The organism is Pseudomonas sp. E6002 (genome assembly GCF_013385565.1).
Taxonomy (GTDB): Bacteria; Pseudomonadota; Gammaproteobacteria; order Pseudomonadales; family Pseudomonadaceae; genus Aquipseudomonas.
Genome location: NZ_JACAPT010000023.1, coordinates 1 through 15,167, shown reverse-complemented (window position 1 = coordinate 15,167; position 15,167 = coordinate 1). Strand labels below are relative to the sequence as shown.

Genomic DNA, 15,167 nt, shown 5'->3' with positions numbered 1-15,167 from the left:
CTCGGGTCGGGAGAACGGCGGCGAATTGACGTTGACTGTAATACGGCACAGAGGGTCGCTGGCAAGTATCGCGTAAAATCAGCGCACATTGTACACAACCCAGTGCGCCAACACACTGTACGGCTGTTTGCGGCGCCGGCTGTATTGCAATGAATCGTTACGTTTGAGTTTAGGCTTGATTCCGCACTTTCTCCTTTGTAGGAGCGAGCTTGCTCGCGAAAAACGTATAAGCACCGCATTCAGTCAGGATGCCAGCGTCATCGTTAACGACCTTCGCGAGCAAGCTCGCTCCTACAGACAGCCCGGTAAAAGGAACACCGCCCCATGTCCGACGTCCCCCAAGCGCGATTACGCCCACTGGCCGACACTTCGCCTTCGGCCATCGTCGCCGGTTTCATCGCCATGATGACCGGCTACACCAGCTCCCTGGTGCTCATGTTTCAAGCTGGCCAGGCCGCCGGCCTGACCACCGCGCAGATTTCCTCGTGGATCTGGGCGATCTCCATCGGCATGGCGGTGTGCAGCATTGGCCTGTCCTTGCGCTACCGCACGCCGATCACCATTGCCTGGTCCACACCGGGCGCGGCGCTGTTGATCACCAGCCTGGGCGGCGTCAGCTACGGCGAGGCCATCGGCGCCTACATCACCTGCGCGGTGCTGGTGACCATCTGTGGGCTGACCGGCAGCTTCGAAAAACTCGTCAAGCGCATCCCCGCGTCCCTGGCGGCCGCCTTGCTGGCGGGGATTCTGTTCAAGATCGGCAGCGAGATTTTCGTCGCCGCGCAGCACCGTACCGGTCTGGTGCTGGGGATGTTCTTCACTTACCTGGTCATCAAGCGCCTGTCGCCGCGTTATGCCGTGCTCGCGGCACTGCTGATCGGCACGGCGCTGTCCGGGCTGATGGGGCTGCTGGATTTCAGTGGCTTTCACCTGGAAGTGGCAACGCCGGTGTGGACCACGCCGCACTTCTCCCTGGCCGCGACCATCAGCATCGGCATCCCGCTGTTCGTGGTGGCCATGACCTCGCAGAACATGCCGGGTGTCGCGGTGCTGCGGGCCGACGGCTATAACGTACCGGCGTCGCCATTGATTACTACCACCGGCCTGGCCTCGCTGGTGCTGGCGCCGTTTGGCTCCCATGGCATCAACCTGGCAGCCATCAGCGCGGCGATCTGCACCGGCCCTCATGCCCATGAGGATCGCAACAAGCGCTACACCGCCGCGGTCTGGTGCGGGATTTTCTACGGGATCGCCGGGGTGTTTGGCGCGACATTGGCCGCGTTATTCGCCGCCCTGCCCAAGGAACTGGTGCTGTCGATTGCGGCACTGGCATTGTTTGGCTCGATCATCAATGGCCTGAGCATCGCCATGAATGAACCCAGGGAACGGGAAGCTGCGTTGATCACCTTCATGGTCACAGCGTCGGGGTTGACGTTGTTTTCCATCGGTTCGGCGTTCTGGGGAATTGTCGCGGGGGTGTTGACGCTGGTGATTCTGAACTGGCGCAAGGCCTGATTCTTTAGACCCAGTAACGAAAAAGCGACCCGGGCGGGTCGCTTTTTCATGACATCAGACTGCCGGGTTAATCGGCTTTTCTGGGTGCCAAGCGTCCAGCAGGGCGCTGACTTCAACGCGGGTCAGCTCTGGACGAGCCTTCAGCCACGCTTCAACAGCGGCACGCTGTTCTTCGTTGACCGAACCACGGGTGGCTTTGCAAACCAGACCGAAGTCATCACCGCCGACGTAGTCCAGGCCGTTGCCGTCCATCGCTTCAGTCAGGAATGCTTCGAGGAAAGCGTCAACCGCTTCATCGTCCAAACCTTCTTTGAAGTCCAGGTTCAGTTCGAAACCCAGCTCTTGAAATTCATCAACGCACAGTTTTTTGCGCAGACGCCGGGAACGGTTAGTCGCCATTGGAACAATCCTCTTAAGTAATAACGGGCGGCACTTTAGCAGTTTAAGCAGGCCTTTGCCCGATTCTCTGGGACAGGCGGCAGAGTGCCAGTAAAAAAAACCGCCAATTGCAGCTATCGTTCAGCCACAAGTGCGACAGCCTTGGGGCATAATGCCGACACTTTCATGACCATTGAGGGATTTTTCGTACATACCCCTCACCTTTTTACCCCCTCAGCAGTAGGGTTTTAATTCTTATGATCAAATCTTTGCGTCCACTGTTACTCGCCAGTTTTCTTCTGCCCCTGGCCTTTTCCGTTACCGCCGCCCCGATCAACACTTCCCTGCCGCCCAAGGTCCAGGAAGCCCTCCAGAAAGCCAAGCTGCAAAACAATGCCCTGTCCCTGGTGATGATTCCCCTCAATGGCCCGGGCACACCTACCGTGTTCAACGCCGACGTGTCGGTCAACCCGGCCTCGACCATGAAGCTGGTCACCACCTACGCGGCCCTGGAAATGCTCGGTCCCAACCATCAGTGGAAAACCGAGTTCTACACCGACGGCACCCTGAGCGGCGGGATCCTGAACGGCAACCTGTACCTCAAGGGCGGCGGCGACCCCAAGCTGAACATGGAAAAACTCTGGCTGCTGATGCGCGACCTGCGGGCCAATGGCGTGCAGCAAGTGACCGGCGACCTGGTGCTGGACCGTGGCTTCTTCATCCCGCCGCAACTGCCGGAGTTCAATGACGACGGCAACGACGAGAACAAGCCGTTCCTGGTCAAGCCCGATGCCTTGATGGTCAACCTCAAGGCGCTGCGCTTCGTCACCCGCAATGATTCGGGCAAGGTGCTGGTCTCGGTCGAGCCGCCGATTGCGAGCATCCGCATCGACAACCAGGTCAAGGTCTCCAACGCCAAGCAATGCACCGGCGATGTGCGCTACAGCCCGATGACCGCCGCCGACGGCAGCGTCACCGTGACCGTCAGCGGCCAGTTGGCGGACGGCTGCAGTTCGCAGACGTATCTGTCGTTGCTGGACCACGCCACCTACACCGCCGGCGCCGTTCGGGCGATCTGGAAGGAACTGGGCGGCAGCATCCAGGGCCGCGACATCCAGGCGCCGGTACCGAAGAACGCCAAAGTGCTGGCTCGTGCGTTCTCGCCGGACCTGGCGGAGATCATCCGCGACATCAACAAATACAGTAACAACACCATGGCCCAGCAGTTGTTCCTGAGCCTGGGTGCGCAGTACCGCACCGATGCCGACGGCGACGACGCCAAGGCCGCCCAGCGCGTGGTGCGCCAGTGGCTGGCGAAAAAAGGCATCACCGCGCCGCACCTGGTGATGGAGAACGGCTCCGGCCTGTCCCGTGCTGAACGGGTCAGCGCCCGCGAGATGGCGACCATGCTGCAAGCGGCGTGGAGAAGCCCGTACGCGGCGGAGTACATCAGTTCGCTGCCGATTGCCGGCACCGACGGCACCATGCGTAAACGCCTGAAGACCACGGCCATGCGCGGCGAAGCCCACGTCAAGACCGGCACCCTGAACACCGTGCGGGCGATTGCCGGGTTCAGCCGCGACAACAATGGCAATACCTGGGCTGTGGTGGCGATTCTCAACGATCCGAAACCGTGGGGCGCGTCCTCGGTACTGGACCAGGTGCTGCTGGACCTGTATCGCCAGCCGAAACTGGCGGCGGCGGCCCCGGTCCTCTAACAGCAGCAAATATCAAATGTGGGAGCTGGCTTGCCTGCGATGTATACGCCTCGGTCTATCAGGAATACCGAGGTGATGCTATCGCAGGCAAGCCAGCTCCCACATTGATCTCTAATAGCTTGAATGGCCGTGCACTTCAGGCAAGCACCCGCTCTGCCTCAACCCTGTCCCTGCCCGCCTGCTTGGCGGCATAGACACCCGAATCCGCCCGCAGCAACAAGCTGTCGACGCCCTCCTCGACCCGCCAACTGGCGACCCCGAAGCTCGCCGTCACCGTGCCGACACCTTCCATCGGCTCACCGCGCAACGCCTGCCACAACTCCAGCGCAACATTGAACGCCTGGCTGCCGTCGGTATTGGCGCACAGCACCACAAACTCCTCGCCCCCCAGCCGGCAAAACACATCCGTGCGTCGTAACCGCTGGCTGATTCGCCGGCATAACTCCTTGAGCACTTCATCACCCACCGCGTGACCATGCTGGTCGTTGATGCGCTTGAAGTGATCGATGTCGAACATGATCACCGACAACGCCCCCGAGGCACGCTTGACCCGGATCATCTCGGCCTTCAGCCGGTCCTGGAAGTAGCGTCGGTTATGAATGCCGGTCAGGGAATCGGTAATCGACAGCGCCCGCAGCTCTTCCTCGACCCGCTTGAGATCGGAAATATCCGACACATAGCCATGCCATAACGTACCGCCACCGGCCAGCTCTTCCGGCGTCGCCTCACCGCGAACCCAGCGCAGCCCCCGATGGGGCAACTGCACCCGGTATTCTTCACGCCAATGGCTCAGTTGCAGGGTGGACAGGCGAATGGACTCCCGTACCCGCTCGACATCCAGCGGATGAATCCGCTCGAAGACCTTTCGCGCATCCTGCTGCAACACCCCAGGCTCGATTTCGTAGATGTCGCGGATGCCATCGCTGGCATAAATGAAACGCGAGACATTGTTCGGTTCCAGGATGAACTGGAAAATACCGCCGGGCACATGGGCGCTGAGTTTCTTCAGCAAGCGGTCCCGCGCGGCCAGTGCCTCATAGGCGCGCTTCTGCTCGGTGACATCCAGGCAGATCGCCAGGTGCCCGACCCACAGGCCATGCTCGTCCAGCAGAACAGTGGCGAGCATGTTCACCGTCAGTTGGCTGCCGTCCTTGCGCACCAGCGTCCACTCGCGGGCCTCATGCACTGCATCGGCGCTGTCCACCAGCATCGCCTGGGCTGGCGCGATGCGCTTGCCGAGGATTGCGCTCAATTGCGCGGCACGGGCTTCCAGCTCGGGGGCCAGGTGCAGGCTTTCGAGGGTCAGGTGGCCCAGTACCTCTTGTGCTTCAAAGCCCAGCATCTGCTCGGCGCCGGCGTTGAAGGTGGTGATCACACCGCGCAAGTCCGTCGCGATGATCGCCACCTGGGTGGCCGCATTGAGCACGCTGCGCAGTTGGCCGTGGGTGCCTCGCAGTTCCTGTTCCCGCTGACGCAATTGGGCGGTGCGCTGCTCCACCAGCTTCAATGCGCGCTGGCGCTGGCTGACCACCACGTAGAGCAACGCACTGAGCAGCACACTCAGCAGGCTGCCCATGACCAGGATACTGACCAGCGACGAGTGATTGCCCTGCTGGAACACCTGGCTGGGGCGCAGGCTCAAGGCGTAGACGTGGTCGCCGAGCGTCAGCCGGCGTGCTGCCACCAGGTCACTGTCTGCCACGGGGTTGCTGGATTCGTACAACACCCGTTGCTCTGCATCGGAGGTGTCGACAATCTGCATCACCAGGTTGTCCCGTGCGGCCTTGGGCAAGCCATCGGCCACCAGCTGGCGCATGCTGATCACCGCCATGACGTAGCCGTAAGGTTCACTGTTGGGCACTTGTGTCGTCGGTGCCCGGCTGACCGGTGCCACCAGCAATACACCCATGGCATAGGCCGGCTCCACACCCACCAGTTGCATGGGCTGGGACACCGCCATCTTCCCTGACTGTTGCGCACGCTCCACCGTCGAGCGCCGCAGTGGCTGGGCCAACAGGTCAAAACCCAGCGGCGAGCCGAGAATGCTCTGGGTCTGGCTGTACAACACCGGCACATACTCATCGCGATCAGTCGCCGGGGTCAGTTCGCCCGCCGCATTCAATTCACGAATGGAGAAATTCGCACCGCGCTCCGCCGTGATTGCCTGCTCGAACGCACCGCGCTGGTCACGCAAAACCCGGGGTGCCCAGGCATAGGCGCGGGTACGCAACAGCAAGGGCTGCGCGAACCCTTCGAACTCTTTGCGCGAGACTGTATTTGAATTGACGAAGAACCGCCGCAGGCTGCCCAGGCGTTGTTCCTGGTCCTCGAAACGCTCCTGGAGACGGCTGTAGCGCTCGTTGACCAGCAGTTGAAAGCGCTGGCGCATCTGCTGCTGGTAAAGCTCGGACGCGGCCCAGGCGACGACAATCGTCAGCGCGATACCGGCCAGCAACACCACCACCGCCACCAGCCACGCCGACACCTGCTCACTGATAAAGCCTAGGATTTTCGGGCGGACGGCATGCAGCGGCATAGACAAGACTCGGAACGCCAGCGTGCGGGTGCGTCACTTTGGCCAGGTCCTAAGTTATAGCCACAGGACTTGCGTTTGACCAGCGCAAAAAAAAGCCGCAAGGCCGGAATGATCCGGGCCTGCGGCTTCAGAACGCAGTGATCAGCGCGCGGTGATTTTCCACGCCCGATGGATCTTGGCGTTACGCGCAAAATCCGGGTCGATGGTCTTGTCGCTGATCTCTTCGACGGCATACCGCTCGACGAGGTTGTCTTCCAGCTGGAACTTGCGGAAGTTGTTCGAGAAGTACAACACGCCGCCCGGTGCCAGGCGCGCCATGGCCAGGTCCAGCAACTGCACGTGGTCGCGTTGCACGTCGAAGATGCCTTCCATGCGCTTGGAGTTGGAGAAGGTCGGCGGGTCGATGAAGATCATGTCGAACTCATCGCGGCTGGCTTCCAGCCAGGCCATCACGTCGCCCTGCTCCAGGCGGTTCTTGTCGGAGAAACCGTTGAGGGAGAAGTTGCGGCGCGCCCAGTCCAAGTAGGTCTTCGACAGGTCGACGCTGGTGGTGCTGCGCGCGCCACCCTTGGCGGCGTGCACACTGGCGGTGGCGGTGTAGCAATACAGGTTGAGGAAGCGTTTGCCGGCCGCCTCTTTCTGGATGCGCATGCGCATTGGACGGTGGTCGAGGAACAGGCCGGTGTCCAGGTAATCGGTCAGGTTGACCAGCAACTTGACGCCGCCTTCGCTGACCTCGGTGAACTTGCCCTGGGCGCTCTGGCGCTCGTACTGCTTGGTGCCGCTCTGGCGTTCGCGGCGCTTGACCACCACACGGTTCTTGTCGATGCCCAGCGCCTGGGGAATGGCCGCCAGGGCATCGAACATGCGTGCCGAAGCTTTTTCCGGGTCAATCGACTTCGGCGCCACGTATTCCTGGACGTGGACCCAGTCGTGGTACAGGTCGATGGCCATGGAGTATTCCGGCATGTCGGCATCGTACACACGGTAGCAATCGACGCCTTCGCGCTTGGCCCACTTGCCCAGCAGTTTCAGGTTCTTTTGCAGGCGGTTGGCAAACATCTGCCCGCCTTCGCTCAAGCGCGCCTGCTCGACCACTGGGGCCGGGGCGGGTTTGATCGGATTCCCGTTCTTGTTGTACTGGCGCTCTTGCGGCTCGGTCGGCGCCTGGTCGTAGGCCGCTTGCTCGCGCTCGGCCTGGCGTTGTTCCGGGGTGCGACGCTCGCCGGTGACGAACTGATCCGGGGTGACCTTGATCAGCAGCAATTTGCACGGCAAGGCGCCGTTCCAGAACGAATACTGTTTGTGGCTGCGGATGCCCATGCGCTTGCCCAGGTCCGGAGCACCGGTGAACACCGCCGCTTCCCAGCCCAGGCACGCCTGGCGCAGACGCTCGCCGAGGTTCTGATAGAGGTACAACAGGCTGGCTTCATCACCCAGACGCTCGCCATACGGCGGGTTGCAGATCACCAGGCCTTTCTGGTTCTGGTCCGGACGCGGCTCGAAGGTACCGACTTCGCCCTGGTAGATCTTGATCCAGTGGCTAAGGCCTGCGCGTTCGATGTTGTTACGGGCGGGCTGGATCAGGCGAGGATCCGCCTCGTAACCACGAATCCACAGCGGTGGCTTGGCCATGCCGATGGCGGCACGTTCGCTGGCCTCTGTGTGAAGTTTTTTCCACAGCGCCGGAACGTGGCCAAGCCAGGCGGTGAAACCCCACAGCTCACGGTTCAGGTTGGGCGCCATGTCGGCGGCGATCATCGCGCCTTCCACCAGGAAGGTACCGACGCCGCACATCGGGTCCGTCAGCGCGCCGCCTTCGGCAGCGATGCGCGGCCAGCCGGAGCGAATCAGGATCGCCGCCGCCAGGTTCTCTTTCAACGGTGCCGCGCCCTGCTGCAGGCGGTAGCCGCGCTGGTGCAGGCTGTGGCCGGACAGGTCAAGGGAGAGGATCGCTTCGCCACGGTCCAGGCGCAGGTGGATGCGCAGGTCCGGGTTGATCTTGTCGATGGATGGACGTTCGCCGGTCGGGGTGCGCAGCTTGTCGACAATCGCATCCTTGACCTTCAGCGCGCCGAAGTGGGTGTTGTCGATGCCCGAGCCGTGGCCGCTGAATTCAACGGCCAGGGTGCCGTCGGCGAGCATGTGGTCTTCCCACTCGATGTCCAGCACCCCATGGTACAAGTCTTCGGCGTCCTTCATCGGGAAGCGCTTGAGCACCAGCAACACGCGGTTGGCCAGGCGCGACCAGAGGCACAGGCGGTAGGCGGTCTCCATGTCGGCCATGCCGCGCACGGCCGAGGTGTGCTCGCGGGCTTCCTCAAGGCCAAGCCCCACGGCTTCCTCGATCAGCAGGCCTTCGAGGCCCTTGGGGCAGGTGAGGAAGAGTTCAAAACGGTCCGACATGGGGCATTCCAGGCTTTTCAGCAATAAGTGAACGGGCGACGCATCGCGCGTTCGGTTTTCAATCAAGCGCTTTTCTTGAAGAGCGCTCGTGTGGCACGAATGTGCCGTTCCACCCCGGCTACCGGCCTTTCGGGCCTTTATCGACGGGGCAGTTCAAGTATTTGGAGCAACAAGAAGAAACATTCCGACCCTTCGTCGAATAATAACCGACTGCAACAGGCGGACATTCTCACTAAAGGATTAAACCCATCCTCTTTGAAGGGCACATCATAGCTGGGTTTGCCCAATAAAAGGGGCGAAAAGCCATCCCAGCTTATGGCTATAGCATCGTTATCGTTACGTGCTTATGACAAAACGATCATTGAATCCATGTGACCTATTGGTTAGAACTCAACACAGGTTGGCGCCGTAACGACGCCGACACATAGCTCGCCACGCCGGCAGCGAGCGCACCAACGGCAGAAAAACTCTGCCCGGCCTCGGACGAGGCCGAAGGATATCAAGACAGTCAACAAGTGAGGGAAACACCCTATGAGAAGACTTAAGCGTGATCCGTTGGAAAGAGCATTTTTACGCGGATATCAATATGGCGTTCATGGCAAATCCCGTGAGCTTTGCCCATTTACTCTACCGTCGGTACGCCAAGCCTGGATCAACGGCTGGCGAGAAGGACGCGGCGACAACTGGGACGGTATGACTGGCACTGCGGGAATCCACAGACTCAACGAACTTCACGCCGTCGGCTAATCAAGGGCATTTAATTCCGACACCAGCACGAATACGCAACCACTTAACCACGCACGCCCCATCCGGGCGGCGGGCTTCGGCCCAGGGGCTCCTTCAAGGAGCCCTTTTTATTGCCTGTTGTCAGCCGCGCGGCAATGCCGCAATCGCATCCACCGCCTGGCGAATCAACGCCGGGCCCTTGTAGATAAAGCCGGAGTACAACTGCACCAGGCTCGCGCCGGCGGCGATTTTCTCGGCCGCGTGCTTGCCCTCGGTGATGCCGCCCACGGCAATGATCGGCAAGCGCCCTGCCAACTCGGCCGCCAGCACCTTGACGATGTGGGTACTCTGGTCGCGTACCGGCGCACCGGACAGGCCGCCCGCTTCGTCACCATACGCCAGGCCTTCGACACCGACGCGGCTCAGGGTGGTGTTGGTGGCGATCACCGCATCCATGCCCGAGTCCACCAGGGCCTGGGCCACCAGTACGGTCTCTTCGTCGTTCATGTCCGGGGCAATCTTGATTGCCAGGGGCACACGCTTGCCGTGGCGCACAGCCAAATCTTCCTGGCGCTGGCGCAAGGCTTCGAGCAGTTGCTTGAGGGAGTCGCCAAACTGCAGGCTGCGCAGGCCCGGGGTGTTAGGCGAGCTGACGTTGACCGTGACGTAGCTGGCGTGGGCGTAGACCTTGTCCAGGCAAATCAGATAGTCATCCACCGCACGCTCCACCGGCGTGTCGAAGTTCTTGCCGATATTGATCCCGAGGATACCGGTGTACTTAGCCGCCTGAACCCGTGACAGCAGGTTATCCACACCCAGGTTGTTGAAGCCCATGCGATTGATGATCGCCTCGGCTTCCGGCAGGCGGAAGATCCGCGGCTTCGGGTTGCCCGGCTGCGGCCGTGGGGTCACGGTGCCGATTTCGACAAAGCCAAAACCCAGCTGCGCAAAACCGTCGATGGCCGCACCGTTTTTGTCCAAACCCGCAGCCAGGCCTACCGGGTTGGGGAAATCGAGCCCCATCACCGACACCGGCATTTTCGCCGGGGCCTTGCACACCAGGCCATTGAGCCCCAGGCGGCCACCGGCACCGATCAAGTCCAGGGACAGATCGTGGGAAGTTTCCGGAGAGAGTTTGAACAACAGCTGGCGGGCCAGGGTATACATGGGCGGGCTTGACTCGGATGGCGGCGAAAGGTGGCGGCGATTATAGCCGGGGTGACGGGCTGCATGCGAGGCGTGCCGTCCAATCGTCAGTTACGGTGCGTCATCAGTTCCTCATAGCGGGCCCAGATTTTTTGCGCATAGCGAAGACGCAGGGCCTCACGCTGAGGCCCGGGCCCGCCGCCCACATTGTAGGAACCGATCGCCGTCCAGTTGTAGCCGAACTGTTTGACGAAGTCGGCAAGGATCGACGCCCCCACCTCCACCGATAGGCAAGGCTCATCCAGCAAGCGCTGCTCGGTAATGCCCTCCTTGAGCAGGCGCGGCAGGTGAATGCTGTTGATCTGCATCAGCCCGATATCACGGGTGCCATTGTTGTTGGCGTAATTCATGGCCTTGGCGCGGTAGCCCGACTCCACCGCGGCGATGGCCTGCAACAATTCCGGCTCCATGCCGTATCGGCTGGCAGCCTCGGCCCAGCAATACGCCCGGGCTTCATTGCCGAAGCCGAGCGTGAGCATCAGCAGCAGCGCCCCCTTGCACCGGGCGCTGCTCATGCCTGCCCCCGACCGCAGGTGGAACAGACAGCGCCCACCGTCAGGCTGGTCACCCTGACCGCACAGGTCACCCGGTACCCCTTGCCGTATACCGTCTTGATCAGGCCCTTGCCGCCCTTCAAATATTTGCGCAGCGAACAGATGCAACGGGTCAGGGACTCTTCCGTGGCCTCGTTATGGGGCCATGCCTGTTCCAGCAAGTGGTCCTTGGTCACTAGCACTCCGGCCGAGGACAGCAACAGGCGCAACACCTGCCACTCCTTGGGCGGGAGTTGAATATCCGAGTCTTCACTGGTCAATCTACCGTCGCCGTGCAACGTCCAGCGCTCAAAGACCATGGGGGTAGCCAGTACCCCATCGTTCACCACGGCCATTCGTACCTCCGCACCCAACTCACCTTCATTTCCAACGCTGATTTCCTGAAGGTCGCGACTATAAAAGGCCCACTCGCTGTATAGGAGAGGAAAAAACCCCATAGGCACTGATTTTTTCAGACTGGACACGTAGGACCTTTCGGCGATGCCCGCCCAGGGGCACCACCAACGTTCTTATCCTTCGGTCACCCGATTAAATGCCCGCTTCACCTGCTCATGCTGGGAGCGCGTCAACGGCGGCGCCTGCCCCGGCTCGGCAGCGGTATGCAGCACATTTGCGACCGCCGTCGCCTGAATCACAAACAATCGCACACTGTTGGCCATGGGCCCGTTGTAGCGTCCGAGCAAGGCTGTGCCGGTATCGCGCTGAAAATTCCCCACCAGCAATCGCCTGCCCGGAGCCACACGCACCACCGTGTTGATCCCCATCCGCTCCACCCCCGCCGAGGGTTTGTCGCGACTGGCAGCCTTGCCCATCTGGCGGCCATCCTCGACGGTGAGCAGCATCTCGATTTCATTCGCCTCGGCGAAGCGCGGCAGAACACTGACCTGCGTACCAAAGACCACCGGTTGCCATTCGTCGTGTTCTTCACCCGGCCGGGGCAGATAGAACGTCTGGTTGTCGTTGAAAACCGCGGGCACATTCTCCTGGGTGAGAATCACCGGCAACGTCGTGACCCTCGCTCGCCTGCGCAACTCCAAGGCGGTGATCCGCTGCATGAATGCTTCGTCCTCGATGGGTGCCATGACCCGGGTAGCTGAAGGCTTGTCCGCCCCCTTGTGCATGGTCGCGCCGATCTTCTTGAGCTCATCGCGGTCCACATCCACCAGCCACATCGAAACCTCCACCGCGCGCTTCGGTACGTCCAGTTCTGCCACCAGACCTTCGATAAAGCTCACCTGCGCGGGCTTGCCCTTGATCAGCAGGCTGTTGGTGTCCGGGTACGCCAGCACCGAGATATTCTTGTCGGCCAGTAATCCGGGTTGCCGCGGGGACGCACTCTCCTGCTCGACGGCCAGCAGTTTTTCGATCATGGATGCCATGCCCGGCACCGTGACGGTTCTGTCGCCCATGTTGTACTCGCGGTCTGCAACGTGGGTGTTGAGCACCTGTACCACCCCGATCCGCTGCGGCCCCAGGCGCAGTTCCGCACGCTGGCGGTCCATCAGTTGGGCCAGGCGCAGCACATGGTCGACATAGTTCGGCGGCCCGGACACGTAGAACACCCGCGCCCCACTCGCACGCAGCGGGTAGCGCGCCTCTTCGAGCCCCGAACGGCGCATGAACCCGCGCAGGAGGTCGACCGAGATATGCCGCAGGGTCACTACCGAGCTTTTCGCCTCGTCGGCGTCATAGAGGTAAAGCACCTGGCCATCGGTGTACCAGATCAGGCCTTGCTGCTGGGCGACCGACTCCAGCAGCGGTTGGGGCGAGTCGAAATCGAACGCCCCGCTGATGCGCTTGCGAGCTGCCGCCTGACTGACAACGATCGGCTGCCCCAGCGGCAGGGACAACGCGGTAAAAAAAGTGTGCAGGCTTTCATCACGGGCCTGGTAGGAGCCCCCGAACGCGCCGGGGCTGCCCAGCAGCAGCAGGCCGAAAAGCAGCGTCGAGAAACGGTGAAGGTGGCTGAACATGCCTGCATGGCCCGGGCTGAAAGAGCGGCCATACTGCGAGGCAGGCCGATTTCAATCCTGATGGAAAGCTGACGCCCAACCCATCCTGTGCGCATCGTGGCATGTGCCTTGCTTTGCCTTGTCTATCGCAGCTCGCGCCAACGGCGGAACGGGCTCAAGGACACAGACGTCGTTACCCCGGGCTCTTCTTCTGAGTACCCGACGGAACGGCGTTTTTTTATGAAAGGTACGTATTGATGAGTGATCCCCTGGCTTGGGTCAACGGCAGCGATGCCCCGGAAAAGAGCAGCCTCAACCTGGGTTTCATGGCCCTGAGCGATTGCGCCTCGGTGGTGGTCGCCGCCACCCAGGGCTTCGCCCAGCCCTATGGCCTGACCTTGAATCTCAGGCGCCAGTCATCATGGGCCAGCCTGCGGGACAACCTGGTCAGCGGCGAACTGGACGCCGCCCACAGCCTGTACGGCCTGATCTACGCCGTGCACCTGGGCATCGGCGGCGTGGCACCCACCGATATGGCGGTGCTGATGGGCCTGAACCAGAACGGCCAGAGCATCAACCTGTCCCGTGGCTTGCAACAGCTGGGGGTGACCAGTCCTGAGGCGCTGGACCGCCACGTGCACCAAAGCCGAACAAAACTCACCTTCGCCCAGACCTTTCCCACAGGTACCCACGCCATGTGGTTGTATTACTGGCTGGCCAGCCAGGGCATTCATCCCCTGCAGGATGTGGACAGTGTGGTGGTGCCGCCGCCGCAGATGGTTGCGCACCTGCAAGCCGGGCGCATCGACGGCTTTTGTGTGGGCGAGCCCTGGTGCGCCAGTGCGGTGAAGCAGAACCAGGGCTTTACCCTGGCCACCACCCAGGCACTGTGGCCGGACCATCCGGAAAAAGTCCTCGGCTGCACCCAGGCATTTGTCGAGCAATACCCCAATACCGCCCGGGTACTGGTGATGGCGATCCTGCAGGCCAGCCGTTTTATCGAACAGAGCACGGAAAACCGCCGCTCCACTGCACAGTTGCTGAGCGCCCCGCAGTACCTCGACGCCCCGCTCGATTGCATCGAACCGCGCCTGCTCGGCGACTACGATGACGGCCTCGGCAACCACTGGCAGGATCCCCACGCGCTGCGTTTTTATGGCGACGGCGAGGTGAACCTGCCCTACCTGTCTGATGGCATGTGGTTCATGACCCAGTTCCGCCGCTGGGGCCTGCTGCGGGAGGACCCGGACTACCTCGGCGTTGCCCGGCGTGTGCAACAACTGGACATCTATCGCCAGGCGGCCAGCGCCGTGGGCGTGCCTGCCGGTGGCGAGGCCATGCGCAGCAGCCAGTTGATCGACGGAAAAATCTGGGACGGTTCGGACCCGGCCGGGTACGCCCGCAGCTTTCGCCTGCATGCCATGGCAGATGTTGCCAGCCGCCAGGCCTTGCGCTGACAGGAGGAACCCATGCTACGAATCCTGTTGATCAATGACACACCGCGCAAGGTCGGTCGGCTCAAGGCTGCGTTGACCGAGGCCGGGTTTGAGGTGATCGATGAATCGGGGTTGACGATCGACTTGCCGGCGCGGGTCGAAGCGGTGCGCCCGGACGTGATTTTGATCGATACCGAGTCGCCGGGACGCGATGTGATGGAGCAGGTGGTGCTGGTGAGTCGCGACCAGCCACGGCCGATTGTGATGTTTACCGATGAGCATGATCCGGGGGTGATGCGTCAGGCGATCAAGTCCGGGGTGAGTGCCTACATTGTCGAGGGGATTCAGGCGCAGCGGTTGCAGCCGATTCTGGATGTGGCGATGGCGCGGTTCGAGAGTGACCAGGCGCTACGCGCGCAGTTGCAGGCGCGGGATCAGCAGTTGGCCGAACGCAAGCGGATCGAAACGGCCAAGGGGTTGTTGATGAAAATGAAGGGGTGTAATGAGGAAGATGCCTACACGCTGATGCGGCGTCAGGCGATGAGTCGGCAGCAGAAGCTGATTCAGGTGGCGGAGCAGATTATTGCGATGAGTGAGTTGTTGGGGTGAGAGGGGGGTCGGGGTGTATATCCGTTATTTAGGTAACGGCCGCTATTGGTACCGCCCTTACGGCGGCTCACTTTTGAACAGCCGGGCTACAGGCCGGCTTGAGTGTTGTTAAGCAAAATCAAAATCTAAAG

12 protein-coding genes are annotated in these 15,167 nt (G+C 61.6%); 5 read left to right on the top strand and 7 right to left on the bottom strand.

From position 1 onward, the window contains the following. The first annotated feature begins 324 nt into the window (after window positions 1–324). The gene (locus HX815_RS18725) at window positions 325–1,515 is read left to right on the top strand and encodes a benzoate/H(+) symporter BenE family transporter (RefSeq protein ID WP_008437554.1); all 1,191 of its coding nucleotides are present in this window, start codon (window positions 325–327) and stop codon (window positions 1,513–1,515) included. 54 nt (window positions 1,516–1,569) lie between these two features. Here HX815_RS18725 and HX815_RS18720 read toward each other — a convergent pair whose 3' ends face one another. Continuing rightward, window positions 1,570–1,914 (bottom strand): YggL family protein, encoded by a 345-nt coding sequence (locus HX815_RS18720; RefSeq protein WP_003219101.1) that lies wholly within the window; start codon window positions 1,912–1,914, stop codon window positions 1,570–1,572. 236 nt (window positions 1,915–2,150) lie between these two features. Here HX815_RS18720 and dacB point away from each other — a divergent pair, with 236 nt between their 5' ends. Further along, window positions 2,151–3,611 (top strand): D-alanyl-D-alanine carboxypeptidase/D-alanyl-D-alanine-endopeptidase, encoded by a 1,461-nt coding sequence (dacB, locus tag HX815_RS18715; RefSeq protein WP_003219103.1) that lies wholly within the window; start codon window positions 2,151–2,153, stop codon window positions 3,609–3,611. Between the two features lie 136 nt (window positions 3,612–3,747). Here the strand turns inward: dacB and HX815_RS18710 are convergent, their stop codons facing one another. Together HX815_RS18710 and rlmKL are read right to left on the bottom strand one after the other, a co-directional pair. Next, window positions 3,748–6,147: a diguanylate cyclase gene (locus HX815_RS18710; RefSeq protein WP_177028693.1), complete on the bottom strand. Its 2,400-nt coding sequence runs from the start codon at window positions 6,145–6,147 to the stop codon at window positions 3,748–3,750. Window positions 6,148–6,288: 141 nt separating this feature from the next. Continuing rightward, complete coding sequence (rlmKL, locus tag HX815_RS18705) at window positions 6,289–8,553, bottom strand: bifunctional 23S rRNA (guanine(2069)-N(7))-methyltransferase RlmK/23S rRNA (guanine(2445)-N(2))-methyltransferase RlmL (protein ID WP_003219107.1); 2,265 nt, start codon at window positions 8,551–8,553, stop codon at window positions 6,289–6,291. Window positions 8,554–9,084: 531 nt separating this feature from the next. On the opposite strand from rlmKL, the gene rmf reads away from it, so the two are divergent. Then, window positions 9,085–9,300, top strand: a complete 216-nt coding sequence (rmf, locus tag HX815_RS18700) for a ribosome modulation factor (RefSeq protein ID WP_002553055.1) — start codon at window positions 9,085–9,087, stop codon at window positions 9,298–9,300. A gap of 120 nt (window positions 9,301–9,420) precedes the next feature. On the opposite strand, the gene HX815_RS18695 is transcribed toward rmf, so the two are convergent. The 4 genes from HX815_RS18695 to sctC form a co-directional block, all read right to left on the bottom strand. Further along, the gene (locus HX815_RS18695; RefSeq protein ID WP_003219118.1) at window positions 9,421–10,446 is read right to left on the bottom strand and encodes a quinone-dependent dihydroorotate dehydrogenase; all 1,026 of its coding nucleotides are present in this window, start codon (window positions 10,444–10,446) and stop codon (window positions 9,421–9,423) included. An 86-nt stretch (window positions 10,447–10,532) separates the two neighbouring features. Then, window positions 10,533–11,000, bottom strand: coding sequence for a transglycosylase SLT domain-containing protein (locus tag HX815_RS18690; protein WP_003219119.1), 468 nt, complete (start codon window positions 10,998–11,000; stop codon window positions 10,533–10,535). Continuing rightward, the gene (locus HX815_RS18685) at window positions 10,997–11,374 is read right to left on the bottom strand and encodes a winged helix-turn-helix domain-containing protein (protein WP_008437545.1); all 378 of its coding nucleotides are present in this window, start codon (window positions 11,372–11,374) and stop codon (window positions 10,997–10,999) included. Before HX815_RS18685 ends, HX815_RS18690 begins: the two co-directional genes overlap by 4 nt. A 174-nt stretch (window positions 11,375–11,548) precedes the next feature. After that, window positions 11,549–13,012: a type III secretion system outer membrane ring subunit SctC gene (gene sctC, locus HX815_RS18680; RefSeq protein WP_177028692.1), complete on the bottom strand. Its 1,464-nt coding sequence runs from the start codon at window positions 13,010–13,012 to the stop codon at window positions 11,549–11,551. Between the two features lie 236 nt (window positions 13,013–13,248). Between sctC and HX815_RS18675 the strand changes: the two genes are divergently transcribed. After that, a complete protein-coding gene (locus HX815_RS18675) occupies window positions 13,249–14,448 on the top strand; it encodes a CmpA/NrtA family ABC transporter substrate-binding protein (RefSeq protein ID WP_003219123.1) in 1,200 nt (399 codons plus the stop codon). A gap of 12 nt (window positions 14,449–14,460) precedes the next feature. Then, on the top strand, window positions 14,461–15,036 hold the full coding sequence (locus HX815_RS18670) for an ANTAR domain-containing response regulator (RefSeq protein ID WP_177028691.1): 576 nt from the start codon (window positions 14,461–14,463) through the stop codon (window positions 15,034–15,036). Window positions 15,037–15,167: the final 131 nt, after the last annotated feature.